The sequence below is a fragment of the Prochlorococcus marinus CUG1433 genome (assembly GCA_017644425.1).
GTDB classification, from domain to species: Bacteria; Cyanobacteriota; Cyanobacteriia; order PCC-6307; family Cyanobiaceae; genus Prochlorococcus_A; species Prochlorococcus_A marinus_U.
Genome location: JAEPLN010000001.1, coordinates 53874 through 76235 on the forward strand (window position 1 = coordinate 53874; position 22362 = coordinate 76235).

Sequence of the window (22362 nt, forward strand, 5' to 3'; positions counted from 1 at the left end):
AAAAATTCCATAATATTTTTTAAAGTTTTTTATGTTAACTCTAGATCAATTTGATATTTAAGAATATCTACTTTTATAATTTTTACGACTATTTCGTCTCCAACTTTATATGATTTCTTAGATTTCCTTCCAATCAATAAATTTTGCCTTGATCTGTATTCGTACCAATCATTATTAAGTGTACTGACGTGGACTAAGCCCTCCACATTGAGTTCGGATATGTCAACAAAAAAGCCATAACTTTGTACTGATAATATAGTGCCGCTATAAGTATTTCCGAGAAGTTTTTCTGCTTCTCTTACTTTCTTAATACTTATCATATTTGATTTATATTGATTTATTTTGTTTTTTTCTTCTTTAAGTTTATCTATAACAAATTTATTCAGTAGTGTATCGATGTTCTTTGAAATTGATGAATTAAATATATTCCAATTTATGTGCTCCATTGAATTATTCTCCATTATATTTACATCTTTAAAATTATTTTTCTTTGATTTCTTGCCATTAATTATCATATTTAAAATACAGTATTGGTTCAAAAGATTTGTCAAGTCATATCCTGGCATTGTCCATGGAGAAATAAATATTTTATCTGAATCATTATTATCTGAATCTTTAAAATGTAAGCTTATTTCATTTTCCTTAAATTCATTTATTAAAAGTTTATGTAGTATTCTTTTTTTATTATCATCATCACATAATTTAAGTATTTGACTAAAAGTTAAATTACCATCTTCATTTAGTTCTAAATTATTGCCGATAAATTCTGAATATTTAATGATTTCATTTACATTTATATAGTCCAAATCCTTTGAGATGTACCCTGCGCTTTTTAATCCGTATTGATTTGAATGTTTGAACCATATTGAATTCCCTTCGTACAAAATTGGAGCAAGATATGTTTGGCAATCTTCTTTTTTTAGAGGCTCAAAATATCCTTTAGAGTATTCAGCTGGGTTATGAATAAAAAATTCATCTAGTGATCCAATTTTATTTATTGGAGTAGGAATTTCAACTTTTCCTTCCAGAAGATGTTTTTTCCTAAGTGATTTTGAAATTTCTAATATTTTTTCTAATTCTTCGATATGGTCCTTGATAGGTTTTAATAATCGAGAAGTAATTCTAGTCTTACTTTTCCTAGATAGAAGTGCTTCAGTGTGTTCACTTCTAACGATTAATGAACACTTTACTAAAGTAAGATGAAATGACCATTTTGTAATTTCGTTATCACTATTCAAATGCATACAAAGACTTATTGCTTCTTTCGTTTCTCCTAATTTAAATTCAGAGTGTTTTCTTATGTTCTCACTGAGATAGTTTTGCCATTTGTTTAATAAAGGATATGACTCAGATCCGTTAAAAAATATCTCTAAAGAATTTTTACTATTTAGTTCTAGTCTTTCTGCAACACTATTTGTATGAATCCATAATTTTGTACATTTACCTTTATCTTGTTCTATTTGAATGATTGGGAGCATTGGTGAATTGTCAGAATCCCAACTTCTAAACAAATATGAATTTTTATCTGATAAGTCAATTCTTTCCCTTTTTTCTAGTTTCTTAGATTCAATGATGTTTTTATTACTAAAATTAATAATGTTGCTTTTAGATAAAACAAAATCAGTATCTAGTTCCTCATTATCATTAAGTTGTAATTCTTTTAAAACATGCCCTAACCCCTCGTCTTGACCTATAGGAAAACTATCAATCTCTACCTTAACTATGTTTTTATATTCTGGATTATAGTTATATTTTTTATCGTCTTCTGGAAGTTTTATTTTAGAGAGAATCCTATCATCAATAGGAATAGCATATGCATTGTTATTTATTATCTCAACTTTAGAAAGAAGAATCTGATTTGATCTTTCAAGAATACAATCGACTATTCCTTCAGGTGATCTTCTTCTATACCCCTCTTTAAGTATCCTGACTAAAACTTTATCACCATTCCAAGCATAATTAAGCAGATTTTCTTTAATGTAGATATCTTCTTTATTTTTTTCTCTTACGGCAAAGCAATACCCTTTACTGCTACATCTTATTTTAGCGACAATGTGACTGCTATCTTTTATAAAGGTATATTTATTATCTTCATTTTTGTTAATAATTTCAAGTTTTTCTAGGGCTGTTAGAGCGATTTCTAATTTATCTTTATCAGATTTTTTAGTGATTTTTAAAGATTTGCATAATTTTTTATATTCTAAACCTTCTGACTGATTTAAATTATCAATTATTGAAGATGTTGTGAACATGTTATAGATGTATACCTATAAGTTATTTAGGATATATATCTATTATTACATCTTTTATACAAGCTTAGAACTATTTATTATCTTTGTCTTCTTTTTCTTCATTGTCGATAACGAATGAGTTAATCAAAAGCCTTATGCCAATTATAAAAAATGTTATTGAGGCTATAGATTTAAGAGCCACTTCTGGTAAAAAACTTGAAATAGATCCACCTGTCAAAGCTCCTAGTAAACTTGCAAAGACAAGTGCAGAAGAAGATCCTAAAAAAACAGCTAATGGTTTATTAGACGTGCCGCTTATAGTTAAGGTGGCTAGTTGAGTTTTGTCACCTAATTCAGCAATAAAAACAGTTAGAAATGTCGAAAGTAATAAACTTAAAACCATTTATAAATATTGTTTATAAGTATCATAAGCTAAAAAAACACTTATTATTATCATTAAAATTCCAGTAAATAATGCAAATCTACTTGGAGATATTTTTTTTGATAACCATTTTCCTATTAGGACACCCACAATACTAGAGCTTATCAATGCTAGAGAACTTCCAAGAAAGACAATTATTGGCTTTCCGGATTCAGCAGAAAGCATGAGCGTTGCTATCTGCGTTTTATCTCCAAGTTCAGCAATAAAAATTGTTGTAAAAGTTGTAATGAATATAGACAAGAAACTTTTCTCTATTTTGTTTTCTTGTTTTTCCAATTTACTATTCATTTTTTTGAAACGGCTGTTTTAAAACTTTTCATCTCTTTACTTCGATATCCATAATTTGATGAAATATGTTGTTCACAGCAATCTATAAGAAATTTATCGCCGGACTTCAGATATTCTTTAAATCTAGTTGAAAATTCATTTACTCTACAAAAATGAGGTCTACTGTCGTAAATTAAGCATTTTTTATTTTCTCTGTCCAGGTTCTTACACCAACCGTCTTTAGCAGTCATTGAATTTATTAAAGCTATATCTTCGTGATTAAGTTTTTCTTTTAAACCACTCCTTTCTTCCAAGTTGAATTTACAACATGCGCCGCAATTCTCTATACATGTCCATGATTTCATAATTTAATTCAATCTTGTTACGTATCAGTACAGTTCGATCATTTATTTGTAAAAATAGTATCACAAAACATATTCATTAATCATGGCAACACTTATTCCTTTAGCTGTAGTTGCGCTAGCAGGACCAGCAATAATTGCTCTTGTATTTTACCGTAGATAAAAATTCTCTTTGGTGGCTTATCTCGAAGGTGTTTATTGGGATTTAGATGGAACTATAGCAAATACTGAATTAGAAGCTCATTTACCTGCTTTTAATAATGCTTTTAAAGACCTTGGTATTAAATGGTATTGGGATGAAAAAAAATACATAGAGCTCTTGAGGATAAATGGGGGCAAGAATAGAATTGCTTACTACTCCAAATCAATTAATGATGACTTTTCTGAAGATATAATTATAAAAATACATGAAAAAAAACAGCTTCATTATCTAGAAATAATAAAAAGAAATACCGTGCAATTTAAAACTGGTGTTTTTAGGTTAATAAACGAATTACATAAAAAAAAAGTAAGACAATTTATTGTTACTTCAAGTTCCAGAAAGCAAGTTGATTTACTTCTTGAATATCTATTTAATGGCTTCAATCCCTTTGAGTTCATTATTTCAAGTGATGACGTTGAATTAAAGAAACCAGATCCAATACCTTATTTTAAGGCAATTCAATTAAGTGGTATCAAAGAAAATAACTCAATAGTTTTCGAAGATTCTAATCCAGGATTGAAATCTTCTTTAGCAGCTAACTTGCCGACAATTTTTATTCCTTCAAATATTCCAATAGTTCTTGAGGAAAATATTAGATTAGATTGTATTTTAGACAGTCTTGGTGATGAGAATAATGTGGCAAACGTTATTAAAGGCCCTAAACTAAAAAAATCATATGTTGACCATACCTTCCTAAGTGATTATTTAACGTCTGTTAGTGATGCAAAAAACTAATTTTTCAAGAATTACCTACCAACTAAATAAATTGCTTTTTGGTTTTCTAAGTGATACTTGGAGGTCTAAATCTATTAGCTTAATTTCTGTTTTGACAGGTTATTTTTTGTTCGCAAATTTTGTTACAAAATTCATATCTGAAGGCAAAAATGAGTTAATTATGGTTCCGATAATTATTGTTTTCATTGAAATTATTATTAGAATTAAGCCTTCACCATCTTCAAAATTTTATGATATTTGGTCCGTGGTTGATAAATTACGAATAGGCGCAATTTATGCCATTATACTAGAGGCATTTAAATTAGGATCTTAAAAGCTATTCTTCTTCTTCTTCTTCTATAGGGTAAACAAATCCTTGAGCTTTACCAGTTAAAACTGATTTACCTAAAGATATTGCTTTTTGTGCTGCTATTGCTGCTTTTCCTTTCCAAACAGCATGCCTTTGGTTTCTTTTGCTTTTTGATTTTTTCTTCTTTGGTACAGCCATTCTGTTTCTTTATTTCCTTATAATAATATAACCTTTAACTGGTTATCTCCAAAACTTTTGAGTATATTTTGTTTATATACGTCCATTTTTTAAATAAGCATATATGCTTTATTAATAACTTATAAAGATTAGTGTTCAGATCTAAATTTTCTTATTCCAATTCTAAATCAAGTTATTCGGATCTTCTAGAGGATATAGAGGCGGGAAAAATAGAATCAATATTTTACTATCCAAGACAGAGAGAAATTGATGTTTTATATAAAAATGGTGACAAATTTAAAATACCTATCCTTTACAACGATCAGTTAATCCTTGAAAAGGCTACTGAAAATAAAGTGGAACTTACAGTCAATAATAGTAGAAAAGAAGCCTCAGCTGCTAATTCGTTTGCTTCAATCACCCTTTTACTGATTTTTATATTAGCTTTAGTTCTAATATTGAGGAGTACATCAAAATTAGCCTCTAGGGCCTTTGGTTTTACCAAAAGTAAAGCTAAATTTGTAACTATTGATGACGTAGAAACGAGATTCGATGATGTCGCCGGTGTTCCTGAGGCAGCTGAAGAATTAAAAGAGGTTATAACTTTTTTGAAAGAACCCAAAAAATTTGAAAATCTAGGGGCAAAAGTTCCTAAAGGAGTACTTTTAATCGGCCCTCCTGGAACAGGTAAAACATTATTGGCTAAAGCAATCGCTGGTGAATCAGGAGTCCCCTTTCTCTCAATATCTGCATCTGAATTTGTAGAACTTTTTGTTGGTGTTGGCGCAAGCCGTGTCCGTGAGCTTTTCATTAAGGCTAAAGAAAAATCTCCTTGTATAATTTTTATTGATGAAATTGATTCTATTGGTAGGCAAAGAGGGTCTGGGATCGGAGGTGGAAATGATGAAAGAGAACAAACCCTTAATCAGCTTCTAACTGAATTAGATGGTTTCGCTGATAATTCAGGGATTATTGTTTTAGCGGCAACAAATAGACCAGATATTTTGGATGCAGCATTATTACGACCTGGAAGATTTGATAGAAAAATAGAAGTTATGCTCCCTGATTTAGATGGAAGAAAAAAAATTCTTTCAGTACATGCACTTTCAAAACCACTTTCAAGCGAAGTTGACTTAGCATATTGGGCTTCTAGAACAGTTGGATTTTCTGGGGCAGATCTTGCAAATTTGATGAACGAGAGTGCTATTCATTGTGCAAGAGATGAATCCAAATTAATCAGTGATCTGCATATAGAAAATGCTCTTGACAAAATTACAATTGGACTTCGAAGTTCTTTAATAACTTCTCCAAATATGAAGAAAATAATTGCTTACAACGAAGTAGGCAGAGCAATTGTATCTGCTGTTAGAAATGGGATTGAATCAGTTGATAAAATCACAATTTTGCCTAGATCTGGGTCTCTAGGAGGATATACAAAAATATGTCCTGACGAAGATGTAATATCTAGTGGCTTGATTTCAAAAAAATTATTATTTTCAAAAATTGAAATTGCTCTAGCAGGAAGAGCAGCAGAAACTATTGTTTTTGGTGAAAATGAAATTACTCAATGCTCTATAAACGATATCTCTTTTGCGACTAAGATTGTAAGAGAAATGGTTACAAAATATGGATTTTCAATTATTGGTCCAATTGCAATGGATTCTGATAATAATGAAATGTTTTTGGGAGATGGATTATTTACAAGAAAGCCACTCATAGCAGAAAATACTAGTTCTAGAATAGATAATGAAATCATAAAGATTTCTAAAATATCATTAAACAATTCAATACAAATTTTGAAAAAAAATAGAGTCTTACTAGATAAATTAGCTGACATACTTCTAAATAAAGAAACTGTAGATAAAAAAGTATTTAAATTAATAACTTCTAAATTCTTGAAAGTTTGATTTAATTGTTTTAAGTTAAATTAAAAATATAATATTATCTTGATAATTAAAAACAATATAACAAAATTCTTATTTACAATTTCATTCTTACTTATTCTCCCATTAGTACAAAAACAATGGTTTAATTTGTATCTATTCAATATTAATAATATCTCGTTTTATTCAGTTCTTTATTATTTGAGCGGTATGATATGCCCCTCCCTGGTTTGTTTAAACTCTTTAAACAATTATACATACTATACTTTTAATAATAATAAAATTATTAGTAAAAATACTATTAAGGGTAAAGGACTATTATTCTTAGTAGCAATAAATTTGATATTACTTTCGTACTTTATAATTGATTATATATTAATAACTTTTGATCTTTCATGTAATATATTCTTTGAAGAACTAAATTTACCAAAACCGAATATTTTTCAGATTAGTTTATTTATAATTTTAAATTCTATCTTATTAATTTTAAAGAAATCTAGGTTTTTAATTAAGAAATTAATATTGCTAAGTTTTATTATGAATTCTTTTTACCTTTGGTATTTTCAAATTAATAATATTTATGTTGATGATAAGTTTCATATTTATAGATATTTTAGTTTCAATGATTTAAATCTAATTAATATTTTTATCTTAATAATTATAGAAATCTCTTATTTTACTTGGTCATTTTTATCATATAAAACTAATCTAAGCGATTGGACCGTAAACAAACCCAAAAAAGGGGATGTATTCCCCCTTTTGAATATGATTATTTTTTATTTTTTTATAATTATTTATTACTCAAATCTTAGTTAGAAGTTTCTAATCCTTCTATAGCGCAGAAAAATATTCCTTACTACCTTTGGGGTCCTCTAACATTGTTTTCTCCCCAGGGGTCCAGTTTGCTGGACAGACTTCATCTGGGTTTGCCGCAACGTACTGATAACCTTGAAGAATCCTTAGTGTTTCATCAACATTTCTACCAACAGGAGCCTTGTTAACTGTCGTATGCATAACTACTCCTTCGGGATTGATAAGGAATAAACCTCTATCGGCCTCTCCATCATCGTTAAGAACATTGTAGGCCTGGCAAATTTCTCTTTTTAAGTCAGAAACTAATGGGTAATTAATATCACCTATTCCACCTTCATTTCTTGGAGTTTGTATCCAAGCTAGATGACAGTGTTTGCTGTCAACTGATACACCAAGTATTTCAGTATTAAGTGCTGAGAAATCTTGATATCTATCACTAAATGCAGTGATCTCTGTTGGACATACAAATGTAAAGTCTAAAGGGTAAAAGAATAAAACAACCCATTTACCTCTTAGACCTGAAAGTGTAATCTCTTTAAACTCTTGATCATATACTGCTGTAGCACTAAAGTCTGGTGCTTCTTGGCCAACTCTTAAGCTCATGAAAAAATTTGTCCTTAATTAAATTATTTATGGTCTGAATGACCGTAATAAGCATTATAATTTTATTAATTATAAATTAGCAAGTTTTTTTTTTATAAAATGAATTGGCATTACTCTTTTACTAGAAAGTTTACCATTTTGAACCATAGCAAACTCTTAAAAAATCTCAAGAAAGAATTAATTAAATATCCAATTAACAGACATGATAATAAAAATTTGCATTAAAAGAAATTTTTTTTTATTTTAGATTCGTTTAAATCCCAATCTCTATAATGAATATTATCCTTTTTAGTATTTTTAATTATGGCAAAATATATTGAAAGATTAAAGGATAAAATTAAAATAAAAAAGTTCGATCCCGACCAGCCAATTGGAGCTTGGATTTTCGTTGTAATATTAAATATAGTCGGATTTGCTGGTTTTTATTACTTAAAAGTAAATCACATACAACTAGGCAATTAAAAACTTATTTTATTTCCTTTTTGATTGAGCGACAAAAATTTTCTAATCTTTCACAGCTAGTTAAGTCGGGTAAAGTCCATATTGATTCTTTTTCCGGTATTGGATCTTTACTCCATTCTTTAAATTCCTCCATTATTGAAGAATTATTCAACTTTGATATAACCTTTCTTCGTTTTTTTAAATATTTACGGATAACTATTAAGTTTTCTTCTATATATTCCCTCATAAATAAATTCTATATCTTATCTTAATTTAACATCTGACTTGTTCTGATTTATGAGAGAACTTGATTAGACGTTTTGTACTACATGAAAAAGTCCAAATGAGTAACCACCTATTAGTATCCAGCCAAGCACACTTGAAATAATTGTGGATCTTCTATTATGTCTTCTGATAGCTGATTCAATCATCTCATTAACTTCATCTTTACTAAGGTATTCTTTTCTAGAATTTTTTTTCATTTTTTTCTTTTACAATAAACGAATTTATAAAAAAGTGAGTTTATGATTTTTAGTTAAGGTAAGATTTTATATTTAGCATTGAATATATTATGAAATTTAAAGAGTAAATTATAAAATTGTAAGATAAAGTATGTGCATTGATGATAATAGTTTTTTTATACAAACAATGAATATTAATGATAGATCTGTTTTAGAAATGCTTAATAAACTTATTGCTATTAATAGGTTAAATAAAACTCAAATTCTTCAAATGGCTAATTTGGTTTCAATATCAAATGATATCAATGATTTAAAGGATAATTTGCAGTGGGAAAGTTCTAAATCATTTCATCAAAATATTTAAAATAAAGAAAGTTCTTGTTTGTTAATAATAAACTTGAAATTTAAATGCAAGATAAAGCAAGATAAATAATAGTTAAAATAATTAATTATGAGTTTTATAAAAAACTTTCTCTTGATTAATAAAATTAAGTGTTGTTTTCTTATCATCTCTAAATGATTTAATTAATATTGTAGAAGTGATGATTATCATAAATAAAATAAGCAAATCTCCAACAGTAATCCCTCTCTCCTTAAGATTCATAGTAAAGCATTATTTTGTTTAAATATAGCTGTTTTTATTTGATAAACTTATATTTTTTACAAACATGCTAAAAATGTATATTAAGGAAATATAAAAAGAATATAAAAATATTAAGACTATTACCTTTTGAATCATATAAAAAAAATAGATCAATTATTTATATGGAATTCAAAAAAAAAATAAGTAGTTCTAACACTCCTGATTTTTTCTCTAAAGAGATGATTATCACAAAAAAATCTCTTAATGAAAATCAACTCAAATTCACTTATCAAAAACGGTTAATCTCAGATCTGGATTACAAGCACAAGGAATGGTCAAAATCTATTGACAGTTAGTTTTAAAAGCTTTCGTTGATTATATTTAAAAGTTTATTTCTTTTAATTGTATTTTTCTCTTCCCAATAATGGGTTACTTCATCATTAATAATGGGTTTTGCTTCATAAGCTAGATACCAAAGAATAAATCCGGCAGGAAATATTAAAATATGCATGGCAAAAATTAGTTGACTTAAATCAAATATAGTGCAACACTTGTAATATGCAAGTGTGACACTAATTTTTTTAATTATGCCCTCTCCGAGGAAAAGAATTGGTTATTTGCCAAGTGAAGAAGTTCATGAAATTATTGAAAAATTGTGTGTAGCTAATGAATTCAGTCAGTCAAAAGTTACAGGTCTATTGGTCGAAGAAGCATTAAGGTCTCGAGGAGTATTAAATGAATCTTTTAGTTCAAATACTAATTTTAAAAATGATTTCATCAATTTTTCATTTAAACATGAAACTTTTTCTAAAAATAATAAATCTGCAGGTAATGGCGACGAATACATAATTAATAAAAAAGTATTGTTAGATGATATCAAAATGATGCATGAATTTATTGAGTTCAAGTATTTCAAGAAAGTTATGAAGCGAAATAACAATATTTTTGAATAAATAGTGTCACACCTATAATTTTTATATGTGATCGTTATTTAATAATATTTTGAAATTAAGCAATTAAGCAATAATAAATATTTACGAAATTATATAAATCAATTTCATAAAGATGAATCTTAATTAAATTGAGTCTTTAAAATGCAGCGGACTAAATCCTCGTGGAGATATGAACCTTAGTCCGCTTTAAAAAAATAGCAATAAAATAATATAAATACAATAAATATTTAAATTTACATTTGATCTAAGACTGTACTGAGTGAGTTAAGAATATTTTTTATGTTAATTTAAGTCAATTAATAATTTCACCTAAGTTCTTAAATCCAAAAGTATTGAAAATGTCTCGAGCGTGACTTGAACACGCGACCTGCGGGCTATGAATCCGCCGCTCTAACCAGCTGAGCTACCGAGACATGAGAATATTCTAAGGCATTGGTTGTACTTAATTACTATTTTGAAAATATATTTGTTTATGGGCCTCATATATAGCAATACCGCATGCAACTGAAAGATTTAGACTCCTAACACCTTTTTGATCATTGTTTTCTGTTTGTAAATTTGGCATAAATATTGATATTAAAAAGTCACTTTTATCAATAATGCAATCTGGTAATCCTGAATCTTCTCTCCCAAATAGCAATATATCATCATGCTTAAATTTAAAATCCTTTAAATATATCCCATTTTTTTTACTAAAAGAAATTAATCTTTTTGTTTCTTTTGACGCTAAAAATTTATCAAAATTTCCATACTTATTAACAGTAACAAGGGGCCAGTAGTCTAATCCTGCTCTTTTTAAATATCTATCTTCAAGTTTAAAACCTAAGGGCTCTATAAGATTTAAAGGAATATTAAAGGCAGCACATGATCTGGCTATATTACCAGTATTTTGTGGGATTCTAGGTTCAAAAAGAGCGACTTCCAATTCTAAGTAGGTATTTCTATACTTATTTCATCTATTTTGATTGCTCTACCATTTATTGCCAGCCAATTATCTTTTGATATTTTGGTTATTCTCTTTTGAAGTTCGCCTATCCTTTCAATATAAGTATTACCAATTTTATATTCAGAGACCAAACTCCAGCCAACTTGTTCTCCAACAATAAATGTTAGGCTTTTTCTTTTCATTAAAAGACTTGTTAGTAAATTCATCATAGTTGACCACTCATTATGTTCTTTCCCAATACTTTCCATAACAAATCCGCCAATGGAATCTATTAATAATGGACCATCTTCCTTACTTAATGTATTTAATAGATCTGTCGTTTCTATTAATTTCCAATCTTTTGGCCTTCTTTTTTGATGTAGGTTAATTTTTTCTTGCCATTCTTTATCATCAATATTTTTTTCTGACAAGGCAACATATGATAATTCTTTAATCTCCTTTGCTAAGTGCTCTGCGAATTCACTTTTACCACTTTTTGTTCCTCCTGTGATGAAAATAATATTAGATAAAAAATCTTTGATATTCGATTTCTTGGCATTCATAAATTCTCTGTTATTTAGAGAAATACCACCATGTTGCCAAGGGAATAATTGTGGCAGCAATTAACAAGCCAATTACTATGTAAGTTGCAGTTGAACTATCAGTATCTTCTGATCTCATAGTATTAAAATTCGGATCCACTACAGGGTTGTCAATAGATGAAGGCTGACTCTTTTCGTAATTTGTAATATTATTCTGCTGAGTAATGCCAAAAAAATTATTTATACTACTAATTTCTTTTGCGTATGTAGTGGAAGGAATAAGTATAAATATCAAGCTTGAAAGGATAAACGAAAGTATATATTTATTGATGTTTAGTTTCATTTTAAGAGGTTTTGATTAATTATATATTAAAAACCAAATGATTGAGTAAATTTAAATGTCCTAAACAATATAATATTTGCATAATTTAAATAGAATTAACATATCTAATATATGGGATTTAATGGGAAATCATTAATATTAGTTGGTGCAATACTCTTTATTTTTCAGATAGCAAATTTCATTTCAATAGAAACAATTACTCCTGAGCTTGAAAGAGCACAAGTATTAGCTGCAATAGCTTCATTAATTATTATTTTAATAGGTTTTTTATTTAAACAATTCGAACCGTTAGCTGGTGAAAAAGCAGATTTAAAAGGAGAAAATAAGTTTATTTTCGATCAAAACATTCCTGGTGAAGTTATTGATGAACTTGCATGGGGTTCTGAAGCGATATTAACTTCGACAGCCGCAGCAACTATATTAATCCACAATGATGGCACGAATATATTGAGAAGAGGAATTACTTCAAATAATGATTTTCAACCTGGGGAAACTTGTCTGAGATCTATTAAAGATATGAAATTAATATCTTTGGCAAACACGAAATTTTACCCAGGAAAAGATGAATTTTTTAATTTTTGTGCCAACATTCCATCTATCTTAGTTGTACCTATAAATAATAAGTCTTTTATATTGATAGGAGGCTGGAGTGCTAAGTGTTTTACAAAGTCTGACGAAAAATGGATAAATAACTGGTCGAAAAAAATTAATAATATTTTTTCAAAAAATAATATTTAAAAATAAATTATAGACTTAACTCTTTTATCATTTGCTTTGAAACTTACTGATTCAGTATTTAAATTATAGTAAGCATTTTCTGAATTTATTTCATACTTATTATCATTATTTTCATCCTTGATTACATACTTTACTGGATTGAAAAATTCAATTATATTATCTGAACCCAATATGGCTTTTTCTGAATTTAAAATAATATTTTGATTTTCAAATCTTATATTGCCCATTAATAGATAGTTACTCTTTTCTATATTCCAAATAAAATTATCAGCATATAAGATATCCTCATCTTTTTTAAGGGTTTTTAATTTGACATTCCCTTTTAAATTAAGGATTTTATTGTTGTTTGTTAATGTAGATTTTTCAGAACTAATAATATATTTAGTTTTCCCCCCATTGAAAATATTAATGATGGGTTTTTTTAATTCAAATTTTAATTCAATATTGTCATAACTTGAATTTGGACTGGTAATTGAATAAATTTTATCTCCACTTTTAGAGAAAATATTCATATCTAAAGTATCTATTTTTTGTATTACTTTATTTTCATCAATTACATTTGGTGCACAGCCAAGAATGAAAAATGGAAAGAAAATTATTAATCTATAAATGTTGCTCATACTCCAGTTTATTTATGATTGGAGTGGGTTTAGGAAGAATTGAATTGCTAACTAATAATCCCCAACTTAATTGTTTTTTCCAGGGAATTTCTTCACTGTATATAGAACCAAGTTGATAATTAATTTTTTTAGATAATTCGGGCAATAAAGGTAGTAATAGTAATCCTATTATTCGAGTACTTTCTAATACGTTATAAATAATTTCTTTAACTAATGGGAGATTATCTTTTTCTTTTATTAGCAACCAAGGCTGATTATCATTCAAATACAAATTTGTATTATTTGCAAGGCTGAGCACTTCATTAGCTGCTAGATCTAATTTGTATATATCAAAGTTATGAATATATTTTTCAACTGCAATTTTTGCATAACTCTCTAATTTATTTTTACTTAATATTTTTTCATTATTTGGCACTTTATTATCAAACCATTTTCTAGACATAGATGATGTTCTATTTAATAAATTACCAATTGTATTAGCTAAGTCATTGTTGATAATGTCAACAAATCTTTTGTCTTGGAAATCTCCATCATTTCCTAGTGATATGTCCTTAATGAGATACCACCTTACAGGATCATTTCCATATTTGGAAAGCAATAAGTCAGGGTCGAGTACATTTCCCAAGCTTTTGCCCATTTTTTGGCCTTCTCTAGTAAGAAATCCATGCCCATAAACTTTTTTAGGAACTTTCATATTTGCAGAAATGAGCATTGCAGGCCAATACACAGCGTGGAATCTAAGTATATCTTTACCAATTAAATGAATGTCAGCGGGCCATCCACCATTAATTGATTTTTCCAATGAATAATCTGTCGCATCAGAGCTAATGGCACTCACATATCCAAGTAAAGCATCAAACCATACATAAAAGGTATGGTTATCGTGACCTGGTACAGGAATTCCCCATGAGACATTTGTTCTTGAAATTGAAAAATCCTTTAAACCTCTAGAAACAAAATTTGCAATTTCATTCTTTCTTTCTATTGGCTCTATAAAAGAAGGTTCGTTAATTATTTTCTCAATTTCTTTTTGATATTTTGAAAGTCTAAAGAAGAGATTCTCTTCATTTTTCCATTCAAGATTTTTTTGATGAATGGGACACTTATATGTTGCTGAGTTTTCTGGATTATCTTTAAATTCTTCGCAACCGACACAATACCAACCTTTTTGAACTCCCATATAGATATCATCTGATGCTTTTACTCTTTCATAAAATTCATTAACAACAAATTCATGTTTTTTTGAGCTTGTCCTTATAAATTTATCAAAGGATATATTCCAATTATTCCAATTAATATTAAAGATTTCTGAGACCTCATCACAATGTGATTTTGGCTCAATACCCTTTTCAATAGCTGTTCTTTGTATCTTTAAGCCATGTTCATCAACACCTGTGATGAACATAACATCTTCACCTACCAGCCTTTTATACCTAGCTATTGAGTCACAAATTATTGTTGTATATACACTTCCTAAATGAGGTTTATCATTAACATAGTATAAAGGTGTAGTAATGACAAAAGTCATAAAGCTTTTTTATTAATACTAACAGATATTTTTTAAACTAATAACAACCTATTATATTTATAATTCTATTAATAAATAAACTCTAAAAGATTATTATCATTATTAATATATTTAACTTTATATATTTTATTACTATATATTTCTATTGATACAAAAAGAGTAATAAGTACTTCTAGTGAATAATCTTTAAAATAAACCAAAGCTATATTTTTTTTATGATTAATCCACTTAACAAATATTATTTTAAAAAAAGGTTTTTTTTCATTTTGAAAAAATAATTTTAAATACTTAAGTTTATCATTTTTAAAAATATTATTATTCTCTATTTGTCTACTTTTTGAATATTCTATAATCTTTGATATCGTTGATATACTAAGAGGTTCATAATTGTTGAGTTTATTATATACTTGTCTTTGTATAATTAGATCTAGGTATCTTCTTAATGGTGAAGTACATTGTAGATACATTTTTAGGCCCAATGATTCATGGGTTCCTTGTTTAGTTGTTATATAACTTTTCCCCATATATTGTTTTAGTAATATATATTTAATTTCACTATCTATATATTTATTAAGTATTTCTGATGGATTGCAGTTTAATTTCTGAATCCTAAATGCAGCCGCTAAATTATATTTATTTATAAATAAACTTGTTACATAACCCATTAATATCATTGATTCTGCAACTATAATTTGTGATAATGTTTTCTCTAATTTAGTTAGTATAATCCTATCCTCATATAATTTAATTTTATTATTAGCACTTTCAAAAATAATTGCTCCTTGTTTTTTTCTGAATGTAATACTTTTTTCTAATAAATTTTTAATCTCAATTAATTCTATTTCTTCTTTAGGTTCTAATTCTAATATTTCATTTGCATCTTCATATGTTAATTGATATTTTGGTTTTATTATCGCTTCAGCTATTTCATATTTACTTATTGATCCATCGTCATTGAATTCTATTGCTGCGCTAATAGTTTCTGAAACTTTATTTTGAGCTAGATTTGCCTTTTCAAGAATATCTTTAGGAAGCATTGGGATATATTGATCAATTAAATATAAACTGCTATTTCTCTTTCTTGCATTTAAATCAACATGAGAGTCATGCAAAAAGAGTTTGCATGGATTACTAATATGTATCCATAAATGTTTTTTATTTCCTTCTTTTATCTCTAAGGAAATGGCATCATCAACTTCATGTGGATCATCAGAGTCAATAATATATGTTTTTAAATTAGTTAAATCTTTCAAATATTTGAACAATTAATTATAGTGCCAACTATAAATCAATATGAAACTATCCTTCAGGATTTACGAAGGGTAAAAGAGCTACAATTCTGGCTCTTTTTACAGCTAATGTAAGATCTCTTTGTTGCTTAGAAGTTAAACCTGTCATCCTTCTTGGGAGTATTTTTCCCCTCTCAGTTATGAATTTTTTTAGTAATTCTACATCCTTATAATCAATAGGATCTCCAGGTTTGATAGGTGATAATTGTTTTTTAAAAATTGAATTAGGCATGATTTAATTTGATTACTTAATTTCCTTGTGAATTGTCATTCTGTTTAAATGAGGATTAAACTTTTTTAGTTCTAATCTTTCAGTTGTATTTCTACGATTCTTTTCAGTAGTATATCTTGAGACACCATTTGATCTCTTAGGATCTGTGCTTGTCCTAGCTTCAGTACATTCCAGGGTCACTACAACTCTTGTCCCTTTTTTGGCCATTTTAATTAATACTTTATTGTATAATTTTCTATTGTACATCTTCAACAAACTTTTTTGAAGATATACTCATTTCTTTTATCATCATTGATTAAAAAATATATATGAAAGTTTCTCAAAATTGGTTGAAAAATTTAGTAGAAATTACTTCTACTCCTGAAGATCTCTCTGAGAAATTGTCTATTGGTGGATTTGAGGTTGAATCATTAGAAGATTGTTCAGAAAATGTAAATGGTGTTGTTTTAGGTAAGGTATTATCTGTTTTAAAACATGAAGGATCGGACAAACTTTCAATTTGCCAAGTTGATATTGGTACTTCAAAGAATTTACAAATTATCTGTGGTGCGTGCAATATTAAACCAAATATTTATGTTTATGTTGCTACTGTTGGCGCGAAATTAAACGCAGTTGATTTAACTATTAAAAGAAGTGAAATTAGAGGAGTCATGAGTGAAGGAATGATATGTTCATTGCAGGAACTGGGTTTAGAGGAGTCTAGCGAAGGTATAAACATCATTGATGAAGATTTAGCCTTAAAACATGAATTGGGCACTCCAGCGTCTGACTTGCTTCAATTAAATGATTTTATATATGATTTAGCCATTACAGCTAATAGACCTGACGGAATGTCTGTTATTGGTATAGCCCGTGAAATTTCTGCCCTTTTAGAATCAACCTTAAATTTTCCAGAATTAAACCATAAATACAGTATTAATTTACTTAAGGGAATAAATCTTTGTACAGAGGCTATAGAATCTGATTGCATTTATACAATAAGCTGTATTGATGGAGTAAGTGGAGAAGAATTATCGCCAAATTGGCTTAAAGACCGTATAGAAAAATCAGGTATAAAGTCTATTAATCTTCTAGTTGATTTGACAAATTATATTCTTTTAGAACAAGGTCAACCTTTGCATGCGTTTGATAAAGATAAGCTATCAAACTTAATTGGCAAGGAAGTTTCTCCAGACGATTTCTCTGTAAGAAAAGGAAGGGTTAATGAAAGCCTTATTTGTTTAGATGGTAAAGAATATGACTTAAATGAAAATATCACAGTTATTACTTGTTGTGATAAACCTGTAGCAATTGCTGGGGTGATAGGCGGTTTAGAGACTTCTGTAAATAATACTACCTCATCTATTTACCTTGAAGGCGCTGTTTTTAATCCAGTTACTATAAGAAAATCTTCAAAGGCGGTAGGCATAAGAACAGAATCTAGCAGCAGGTACGAAAAAGGGATTTCATCAAAAAATACAATAAGTGCAGTAACAAGGGCAATTAATCTTTTAGAAGAATATTTTTCTATTAATTCACCGATCATCAATACTTCCAATTTAATAAGTAATGAGGATATATTTATTAAACTAAGGAGAAATCGAATACATAAAATTCTTGGTCCATTAATAATTAACGATCAATTTGAAAAAAGAAATTTAGCTGATAATGAAATAGTTGATAAATTAACACTAATAGGTTGTACTTTAAAGAGTAAAGAGTATGGCTGGGATGTAGCAGTAATTCCAAATAGATCACATGATTTAATACGAGAAATAGATTTAATTGAAGAAATAGCGAGATTAATAGGGTATGACAGATTCGACTTAAACCTTCCTAATCCAATTAAGCCTGGAAAATTAACCTCAGAGCAATTGGCATTGAGAAAAGTAAAAAATGGTTTTATAGAAAATGGATTTAACGAGGTACTAAGCTACTCTCTTGTTCCGGAAGATAATGAAAAACTTATAAGGATTTCTAATCCTTTGTTGTTAGAAACAAGTTGTCTTAGAGATAATATCTGGAAAGAACATTTGGAGATCGTGAATCGTAATATAAAAGCTGGACAAGCAAGTTGTTATATATTTGAAATTGGAAATATTTTTCAAAAGAAAACTCAGTTTATTCAAGAAGAAGTTTTGAATGGTGCGATTTATGGAAATAAAAAATTTGGGAAATGGATAAATTCGGGTAAGGATAACGATCTTAATTATTACCAGGCAAGAGGAAAGTTAAAGGAGGCTTTATCATCTTTGGACATAAAAATTGAAGATAAACCTACTGATTCAATTGATTTTCTTCATCCAGGAAGAACAACGAAATTAGTTATTGAAGGGAAAGATGCAGGTTATTTTGGTGAAATTCATCCTAGACTAATATTAGAAAAGAAATCATTAAAAAAAGTTTATTTATTTAGCCTCAATGTTTCTAACCTCTTGAGAGCTAGTACAAGAAAAAATAAATGGATTCCAATATATAAGCAATATCCAATTGTTCCGAAAATGGAAAGGGATATAAATTTTGTTTTCAGCAAGAAATTTTTAGTTAGCGAGATAACATCACAAATTAGAAAAACAGGAAAAAATCTCTTAGAGGATGTAAGCTTAATTGATGTTTTTGAAGATACTAAATTTGGAGATGATCATATAAGTTATACATTTAGATTATCTTATAGAGATAAAGATAAAACATTACTGGACTCGGACATTTCATCAATACATTCAAATATCATTTCTAATGTTGAAAAAAGTTTTAATACTAAATTAAGGAATTAGCTGTATTATTAGTCTCATATAAGACTTTAAACTAGTCTATATCTAATTCTTATATAAGACAAGTAATAATCATGTAAAAACAACTAATGTTGTATGATAAGTATCATGATTAATCTCCTATCACTACTTCTATCTTCTCTGCTTTGGGTACAAGTCCCTCAGTGGTCTGCCGATTGGTCGAAATGTTCTGTTGACGTGCCAGATGCTTCATGTCATTGGTATATAACTGCACCAGATAATACATTTGGGGAAGGGTTTGACTGGGCGAGCGCCCCTTGGTTTGATGCTAACGGATTAAGTGATGTCCCTAGTATTGATAAACAAACTGCGATTCAAAAACTTCAAAGTAAGTAGTACTGTCTATAAGGCAGTACGGGAAAATATAAAAGCCTTTTTTAGTAAGACTTTTTAGCCCTTATAAATTTCCTGGACATTGAAAGGACATAGTTTTTAGATTTTTTATTTAATTTTTAATATTTCCTAAGTAATAAACAGCTTAGGAATGATTTATCCATATTTAAAAATCAAATTATCTTATTTATCTATTTTGAGACTATATAATAGACTTATGTTAAGTCTTATATAAGAATTACTATACAAATATCTTTTTGTTTTTAAAAGCAAATTTATTTTAATTTCATTTATGCATAATTATTGTTTTTATAAATTTGAATAAAAATAATTGATCAAAATTAAAAATTTTAAACTTAACTACCATCTTATATGAGACTATTAATTAGACTTATTAATAGTCTTATTTGAGAATTAGTATACTAATTTCTGTATAGATTTTTAAGCAATTGATATGCTTCATTTAATTTTCTCATTTGATCTGTTGATCCTCCAGCATCTGGATGCGTCTCTAAGGCTATTGATTTATAGGCCTCCCTAATTTTACGGAACGAATGAGCGGATCCTGCGGATGTTGATAAATTCAATAATTTAAGTGCTCCATGTACTGTCATTGTTGAGTCTAAAGTTTCAAATGAATTTGATCTATTATTTCGCTTAAATCTACTTACAAACCTTCTCATAAGTGTTGGTATTCTATTTATCAGATCTGATGTAGCAAAAGGGTCTTCTAAAACGCCAATCATTAATAAAACAATTTCAAGGGATGGATTTTTCTTTATCCAAAATGGGCATAATTCTGACATTAATTTATTGGCTGCACTCCAAGTAAAGGGTAGATTTTCAGTTCCATCAAGATTTGGCCATATATCCCTTTCAAACCAATCCATCGAAGCTTCTACTACATGATCATTAGGAACTGATCCATATAAGGTTTTCCAATGACTAATTAACCCAATTCGACATTTTATTAATTCAGTTTCTTTAATTGTATTAATTTGAATATCATTAATATTCCCCTTTAATTTTTCACTATTAATACTTCTTCTTAGATTCTTAACTTTTTTTTCAACAAAATTGGGAAGGCTTATGTTTGAATTGGCTTTTTCATTATATTGATTGTTATTTGTAAATTTTTTATTCAAAGATATCTCATTAATTTCTTTTTTTAAGTCTGATTTAATTAATACCAATGCAGTATCTTCATCCATATTTAAATTATCATTATTCTTATTCTCGTTAAAGTCTATTTCTTGCTGTTGGTTCTTAGGTAATAAATCATCATCTTTAAGAAGTTCTTTAAGTATCTTTTCTATTACAGGTCCTCTTGCTCTAAATCCCCACTCTTTTCGTAATTGATCAAACCTGGAAATTAGTTCCTCAGGTAAATCAATTGAAATTCTCTTTGTTTTTGAATTTTCAGGAATATTCAATAATATTTTCTTGAATAGTATGGAATTTATTTAATTTTATTCAAAAAAAATTGAAAGTCCATAAGGAATTTTGTTTTTAAATTAAAACCAATTTTTTTTTATGTCACAAGTCATTTAAGTATCTTTTTATAATAGAAATAAAAAATGTTTAATTGTTATTTCAAGTCATCTAAAGAAAAAAAGAGTTTTTATCAACATAAGAAATTAGAAATGCTCAATTATATTAAGGATTCACTTGAACGTAAAATTGCCTCTGTAACAGCATCTATAGAAGTTCTAGAAAGCCAAATAAGCAGGGATAAGGAAATTGAAGTAACTAACTAGTATTTAAACAAAACTTTCTAGAAGTTTTTCAGGGCCAAATTTCTTTAAATAATTAATATTTGAATTTTCAGTAACTAATAAATAACCTGCAAATCCTAAACCGTTAATACTAAAACCATGAATATGATCACTTTTTCTTTTAATAATAGCGATCCATTTATTAGTTATTAAAATATTGTAAGGATATATCGGTTTCTTATCTCTAATAGGGTCCCCAAGTCCTAATTTCTTGGATAATTCTAAGTAAAATTCAAAAAGACATGATGGATTTTCTAAAAAATTAAATTTGGATACAATAATATTTTTTTTAAGCTTACTATCTTGATCTTGATATGAGTTCATCTCTAAAAACCACTTTTCTCTAGGGCATGATATCTCACCTTTGGATCTACGCAGAAGTTGAAAATGCCTGTGAGGTTGACTTGCTCCCGCAATTGGAGAACTATTGAAAAACCATAATCCACTAGTATCATTATTAACTTGTTGGATCGCTCTCCAATCTTTAATATCTAACCATCCATTTTGAGGTTTCCATTCATTTGTAATAAGTAGAATATGACCTTTTTGTACAGGGTACTTATTTAATATTAGTTGATGATTATCACCAATTTTATCAATTTCTAGTATCTTTTCCCAAGGACAAAATGGATTTTGCTTAGGACCATAAAATTTTTTTTTATTAAATTTTGAAGTATCGAGTTTCCTAATTATGAAGTCGTCTTTTTCATATAAATCTCTTGTAATAATATCAGTTTTGAGAGGATATAATGATTCATCATCAATTGATAATCGAGTTTGTTCTAGTGCTTTTTTCCAATATATTTCTAAACTCATTTAAAAAA

General features: G+C 28.1%; 30 protein-coding genes and 1 tRNA gene. 11 read left to right on the forward strand and 20 right to left on the reverse strand.

Annotated elements, in window-relative coordinates; translation table 11 throughout:
• Positions 1-29 precede the first annotated feature (29 nt).
• The 4 genes from JJ842_00355 to JJ842_00370 form a co-directional block, all read right to left on the reverse strand.
• Positions 30-2252 (reverse strand): RNB domain-containing ribonuclease, encoded by a 2223-nt coding sequence (locus JJ842_00355; protein MBO6970363.1) that lies wholly within the window; start codon positions 2250-2252, stop codon positions 30-32.
• Positions 2253-2322: 70 nt separating this feature from the next.
• Complete coding sequence (locus tag JJ842_00360; GenBank protein ID MBO6970364.1) at positions 2323-2634, reverse strand: TMEM165/GDT1 family protein; 312 nt, start codon at positions 2632-2634, stop codon at positions 2323-2325.
• A complete protein-coding gene (locus JJ842_00365) occupies positions 2635-2961 on the reverse strand; it encodes a TMEM165/GDT1 family protein (protein MBO6970365.1) in 327 nt (108 codons plus the stop codon).
• Positions 2958-3305: a YkgJ family cysteine cluster protein gene (locus tag JJ842_00370; protein MBO6970366.1), complete on the reverse strand. Its 348-nt coding sequence runs from the start codon at positions 3303-3305 to the stop codon at positions 2958-2960. The genes JJ842_00365 and JJ842_00370 overlap by 4 nt, the downstream gene beginning before the upstream one ends.
• 82 nt (positions 3306-3387) lie before the next feature.
• Between JJ842_00370 and JJ842_00375 the strand changes: the two genes are divergently transcribed.
• Genes JJ842_00375 through JJ842_00385 form a run of 3 tightly spaced genes read left to right on the forward strand, consistent with a single transcriptional unit; the run spans position 3388 to position 4552 of the window.
• Positions 3388-3465, forward strand: a complete 78-nt coding sequence (locus JJ842_00375) for a photosystem II reaction center protein Ycf12 (GenBank protein ID MBO6970367.1) — start codon at positions 3388-3390, stop codon at positions 3463-3465.
• 12 nt (positions 3466-3477) lie between these two features.
• Positions 3478-4239, forward strand: coding sequence for an HAD-IA family hydrolase (locus JJ842_00380; GenBank protein ID MBO6970368.1), 762 nt, complete (start codon positions 3478-3480; stop codon positions 4237-4239).
• The gene (locus tag JJ842_00385) at positions 4226-4552 is read left to right on the forward strand and encodes a DUF565 domain-containing protein (protein MBO6970369.1); all 327 of its coding nucleotides are present in this window, start codon (positions 4226-4228) and stop codon (positions 4550-4552) included. Before JJ842_00380 ends, JJ842_00385 begins: the two co-directional genes overlap by 14 nt.
• Before the next feature lie 3 nt (positions 4553-4555).
• Here the strand turns inward: JJ842_00385 and JJ842_00390 are convergent, their stop codons facing one another.
• Complete coding sequence (locus tag JJ842_00390; protein ID MBO6970370.1) at positions 4556-4726, reverse strand: 50S ribosomal protein L32; 171 nt, start codon at positions 4724-4726, stop codon at positions 4556-4558.
• 131 nt (positions 4727-4857) lie between these two features.
• Between JJ842_00390 and ftsH the strand changes: the two genes are divergently transcribed.
• Positions 4858-6612: an ATP-dependent zinc metalloprotease FtsH gene (gene ftsH, locus JJ842_00395; GenBank protein ID MBO6970371.1), complete on the forward strand. Its 1755-nt coding sequence runs from the start codon at positions 4858-4860 to the stop codon at positions 6610-6612.
• 807 nt (positions 6613-7419) lie between these two features.
• Here the strand turns inward: ftsH and JJ842_00400 are convergent.
• Positions 7420-8004: a peroxiredoxin gene (locus JJ842_00400; protein ID MBO6970372.1), complete on the reverse strand. Its 585-nt coding sequence runs from the start codon at positions 8002-8004 to the stop codon at positions 7420-7422.
• A gap of 303 nt (positions 8005-8307) precedes the next feature.
• Here JJ842_00400 and JJ842_00405 point away from each other — a divergent pair, with 303 nt between their 5' ends.
• Positions 8308-8466: a hypothetical protein gene (locus JJ842_00405; GenBank protein MBO6970373.1), complete on the forward strand. Its 159-nt coding sequence runs from the start codon at positions 8308-8310 to the stop codon at positions 8464-8466.
• Between the two features lie 4 nt (positions 8467-8470).
• On the opposite strand, the gene JJ842_00410 is transcribed toward JJ842_00405, so the two are convergent.
• Together JJ842_00410 and JJ842_00415 are read right to left on the reverse strand one after the other, a co-directional pair.
• Complete coding sequence (locus tag JJ842_00410; protein ID MBO6970374.1) at positions 8471-8692, reverse strand: hypothetical protein; 222 nt, start codon at positions 8690-8692, stop codon at positions 8471-8473.
• Between the two features lie 64 nt (positions 8693-8756).
• Positions 8757-8927 (reverse strand): hypothetical protein, encoded by a 171-nt coding sequence (locus JJ842_00415; GenBank protein ID MBO6970375.1) that lies wholly within the window; start codon positions 8925-8927, stop codon positions 8757-8759.
• 130 nt (positions 8928-9057) lie between these two features.
• On the opposite strand from JJ842_00415, the gene JJ842_00420 reads away from it, so the two are divergent.
• The gene (locus JJ842_00420; protein ID MBO6970376.1) at positions 9058-9270 is read left to right on the forward strand and encodes a hypothetical protein; all 213 of its coding nucleotides are present in this window, start codon (positions 9058-9060) and stop codon (positions 9268-9270) included.
• 577 nt (positions 9271-9847) lie between these two features.
• On the opposite strand, the gene JJ842_00425 is transcribed toward JJ842_00420, so the two are convergent.
• Positions 9848-10000 carry a hypothetical protein gene (locus JJ842_00425; protein ID MBO6970377.1) on the reverse strand — a complete coding sequence of 51 codons (153 nt, stop codon included), beginning with the start codon at positions 9998-10000 and terminating at the stop codon, positions 9848-9850.
• A gap of 76 nt (positions 10001-10076) precedes the next feature.
• Here JJ842_00425 and JJ842_00430 point away from each other — a divergent pair, with 76 nt between their 5' ends.
• Positions 10077-10442, forward strand: coding sequence for a hypothetical protein (locus JJ842_00430; GenBank protein MBO6970378.1), 366 nt, complete (start codon positions 10077-10079; stop codon positions 10440-10442).
• Between the two features lie 339 nt (positions 10443-10781).
• Here the strand turns inward: JJ842_00430 and JJ842_00435 are convergent.
• The 4 genes from JJ842_00435 to JJ842_00450 all read right to left on the reverse strand — a co-directional run bounded on the left by JJ842_00435 (position 10782) and on the right by JJ842_00450 (position 12252).
• Positions 10782-10855, reverse strand: a tRNA-Met gene (locus tag JJ842_00435).
• Positions 10856-10884: 29 nt separating this feature from the next.
• Positions 10885-11367, reverse strand: a complete 483-nt coding sequence (locus JJ842_00440; GenBank protein ID MBO6970379.1) for a tRNA (cytidine(34)-2'-O)-methyltransferase — start codon at positions 11365-11367, stop codon at positions 10885-10887.
• A gap of 2 nt (positions 11368-11369) precedes the next feature.
• The gene (locus tag JJ842_00445; GenBank protein ID MBO6970380.1) at positions 11370-11930 is read right to left on the reverse strand and encodes a bifunctional adenosylcobinamide kinase/adenosylcobinamide-phosphate guanylyltransferase; all 561 of its coding nucleotides are present in this window, start codon (positions 11928-11930) and stop codon (positions 11370-11372) included.
• Between the two features lie 10 nt (positions 11931-11940).
• Positions 11941-12252, reverse strand: coding sequence for a fusion glycoprotein F0 (locus JJ842_00450; GenBank protein ID MBO6970381.1), 312 nt, complete (start codon positions 12250-12252; stop codon positions 11941-11943).
• 111 nt (positions 12253-12363) lie between these two features.
• On the opposite strand from JJ842_00450, the gene JJ842_00455 reads away from it, so the two are divergent.
• Complete coding sequence (locus JJ842_00455; GenBank protein ID MBO6970382.1) at positions 12364-12990, forward strand: cofactor assembly of complex C subunit B; 627 nt, start codon at positions 12364-12366, stop codon at positions 12988-12990.
• On the opposite strand, the gene lptC is transcribed toward JJ842_00455, so the two are convergent.
• The 5 genes from lptC to rpmG form a co-directional block, all read right to left on the reverse strand.
• Positions 12987-13568, reverse strand: a complete 582-nt coding sequence (gene lptC / locus JJ842_00460) for an LPS export ABC transporter periplasmic protein LptC (GenBank protein ID MBO6970383.1) — start codon at positions 13566-13568, stop codon at positions 12987-12989. The genes JJ842_00455 and lptC overlap by 4 nt on opposite strands.
• 25 nt (positions 13569-13593) lie before the next feature.
• Positions 13594-15138, reverse strand: coding sequence for a methionine--tRNA ligase (locus tag JJ842_00465; protein MBO6970384.1), 1545 nt, complete (start codon positions 15136-15138; stop codon positions 13594-13596).
• 68 nt (positions 15139-15206) lie between these two features.
• Positions 15207-16391 (reverse strand): RNB domain-containing ribonuclease, encoded by a 1185-nt coding sequence (locus JJ842_00470; protein MBO6970385.1) that lies wholly within the window; start codon positions 16389-16391, stop codon positions 15207-15209.
• Positions 16392-16437: 46 nt separating this feature from the next.
• Positions 16438-16659 carry a 30S ribosomal protein S18 gene (locus JJ842_00475; protein ID MBO6970386.1) on the reverse strand — a complete coding sequence of 74 codons (222 nt, stop codon included), beginning with the start codon at positions 16657-16659 and terminating at the stop codon, positions 16438-16440.
• A 12-nt stretch (positions 16660-16671) separates the two neighbouring features.
• Positions 16672-16866, reverse strand: a complete 195-nt coding sequence (gene rpmG, locus JJ842_00480; GenBank protein ID MBO6970387.1) for a 50S ribosomal protein L33 — start codon at positions 16864-16866, stop codon at positions 16672-16674.
• Between the two features lie 101 nt (positions 16867-16967).
• Between rpmG and JJ842_00485 the strand changes: the two genes are divergently transcribed.
• Together JJ842_00485 and JJ842_00490 are read left to right on the forward strand one after the other, a co-directional pair.
• Positions 16968-19412, forward strand: coding sequence for a phenylalanine--tRNA ligase subunit beta (locus JJ842_00485; protein MBO6970388.1), 2445 nt, complete (start codon positions 16968-16970; stop codon positions 19410-19412).
• A 105-nt stretch (positions 19413-19517) separates the two neighbouring features.
• A complete protein-coding gene (locus JJ842_00490) occupies positions 19518-19766 on the forward strand; it encodes a hypothetical protein (protein ID MBO6970389.1) in 249 nt (82 codons plus the stop codon).
• A gap of 419 nt (positions 19767-20185) precedes the next feature.
• Here the strand turns inward: JJ842_00490 and JJ842_00495 are convergent, their stop codons facing one another.
• Positions 20186-21196: a molecular chaperone DnaJ gene (locus JJ842_00495; GenBank protein ID MBO6970390.1), complete on the reverse strand. Its 1011-nt coding sequence runs from the start codon at positions 21194-21196 to the stop codon at positions 20186-20188.
• A 144-nt stretch (positions 21197-21340) separates the two neighbouring features.
• Between JJ842_00495 and JJ842_00500 the strand changes: the two genes are divergently transcribed.
• Positions 21341-21520, forward strand: a complete 180-nt coding sequence (locus tag JJ842_00500; protein MBO6970391.1) for a hypothetical protein — start codon at positions 21341-21343, stop codon at positions 21518-21520.
• A gap of 3 nt (positions 21521-21523) precedes the next feature.
• On the opposite strand, the gene JJ842_00505 is transcribed toward JJ842_00500, so the two are convergent.
• Positions 21524-22354 carry an ATP adenylyltransferase gene (locus tag JJ842_00505; protein ID MBO6970392.1) on the reverse strand — a complete coding sequence of 277 codons (831 nt, stop codon included), beginning with the start codon at positions 22352-22354 and terminating at the stop codon, positions 21524-21526.
• Positions 22355-22362: the final 8 nt, after the last annotated feature.

What these genes read in the sequence shown, in the direction of transcription:
- JJ842_00430 (MBO6970378.1), top strand. Translation starts at nt 10,077, where the DNA reads ATGCCCTCTCCGAGGAAAAGAATTGGTTATTTGCCAAGTGAAGAAGTT.
- JJ842_00370 (MBO6970366.1), bottom strand. Translation starts at nt 3,305, where the DNA reads ATGAAATCATGGACATGTATAGAGAATTGCGGCGCATGTTGTAAATTC.
- JJ842_00375 (MBO6970367.1), top strand. Translation starts at nt 3,388, where the DNA reads ATGGCAACACTTATTCCTTTAGCTGTAGTTGCGCTAGCAGGACCAGCA.
- JJ842_00500 (MBO6970391.1), top strand. Translation starts at nt 21,341, where the DNA reads ATGTTTAATTGTTATTTCAAGTCATCTAAAGAAAAAAAGAGTTTTTAT.
- JJ842_00420 (MBO6970376.1), top strand. Translation starts at nt 9,058, where the DNA reads ATGTGCATTGATGATAATAGTTTTTTTATACAAACAATGAATATTAAT.
- JJ842_00360 (MBO6970364.1), bottom strand. Translation starts at nt 2,634, where the DNA reads ATGGTTTTAAGTTTATTACTTTCGACATTTCTAACTGTTTTTATTGCT.
- JJ842_00365 (MBO6970365.1), bottom strand. Translation starts at nt 2,961, where the DNA reads ATGAATAGTAAATTGGAAAAACAAGAAAACAAAATAGAGAAAAGTTTC.
- JJ842_00445 (MBO6970380.1), bottom strand. Translation starts at nt 11,930, where the DNA reads ATGAATGCCAAGAAATCGAATATCAAAGATTTTTTATCTAATATTATT.
- JJ842_00485 (MBO6970388.1), top strand. Translation starts at nt 16,968, where the DNA reads ATGAAAGTTTCTCAAAATTGGTTGAAAAATTTAGTAGAAATTACTTCT.
- JJ842_00410 (MBO6970374.1), bottom strand. Translation starts at nt 8,692, where the DNA reads ATGAGGGAATATATAGAAGAAAACTTAATAGTTATCCGTAAATATTTA.
- JJ842_00425 (MBO6970377.1), bottom strand. Translation starts at nt 10,000, where the DNA reads ATGCATATTTTAATATTTCCTGCCGGATTTATTCTTTGGTATCTAGCT.
- JJ842_00405 (MBO6970373.1), top strand. Translation starts at nt 8,308, where the DNA reads ATGGCAAAATATATTGAAAGATTAAAGGATAAAATTAAAATAAAAAAG.
- JJ842_00385 (MBO6970369.1), top strand. Translation starts at nt 4,226, where the DNA reads ATGCAAAAAACTAATTTTTCAAGAATTACCTACCAACTAAATAAATTG.
- rpmG (MBO6970387.1), bottom strand. Translation starts at nt 16,866, where the DNA reads ATGGCCAAAAAAGGGACAAGAGTTGTAGTGACCCTGGAATGTACTGAA.
- JJ842_00465 (MBO6970384.1), bottom strand. Translation starts at nt 15,138, where the DNA reads ATGACTTTTGTCATTACTACACCTTTATACTATGTTAATGATAAACCT.
- JJ842_00450 (MBO6970381.1), bottom strand. Translation starts at nt 12,252, where the DNA reads ATGAAACTAAACATCAATAAATATATACTTTCGTTTATCCTTTCAAGC.
- JJ842_00355 (MBO6970363.1), bottom strand. Translation starts at nt 2,252, where the DNA reads ATGTTCACAACATCTTCAATAATTGATAATTTAAATCAGTCAGAAGGT.
- JJ842_00455 (MBO6970382.1), top strand. Translation starts at nt 12,364, where the DNA reads ATGGGATTTAATGGGAAATCATTAATATTAGTTGGTGCAATACTCTTT.
- JJ842_00475 (MBO6970386.1), bottom strand. Translation starts at nt 16,659, where the DNA reads ATGCCTAATTCAATTTTTAAAAAACAATTATCACCTATCAAACCTGGA.
- JJ842_00400 (MBO6970372.1), bottom strand. Translation starts at nt 8,004, where the DNA reads ATGAGCTTAAGAGTTGGCCAAGAAGCACCAGACTTTAGTGCTACAGCA.
- JJ842_00415 (MBO6970375.1), bottom strand. Translation starts at nt 8,927, where the DNA reads ATGAAAAAAAATTCTAGAAAAGAATACCTTAGTAAAGATGAAGTTAAT.
- JJ842_00505 (MBO6970392.1), bottom strand. Translation starts at nt 22,354, where the DNA reads ATGAGTTTAGAAATATATTGGAAAAAAGCACTAGAACAAACTCGATTA.
- JJ842_00490 (MBO6970389.1), top strand. Translation starts at nt 19,518, where the DNA reads ATGATTAATCTCCTATCACTACTTCTATCTTCTCTGCTTTGGGTACAA.
- JJ842_00390 (MBO6970370.1), bottom strand. Translation starts at nt 4,726, where the DNA reads ATGGCTGTACCAAAGAAGAAAAAATCAAAAAGCAAAAGAAACCAAAGG.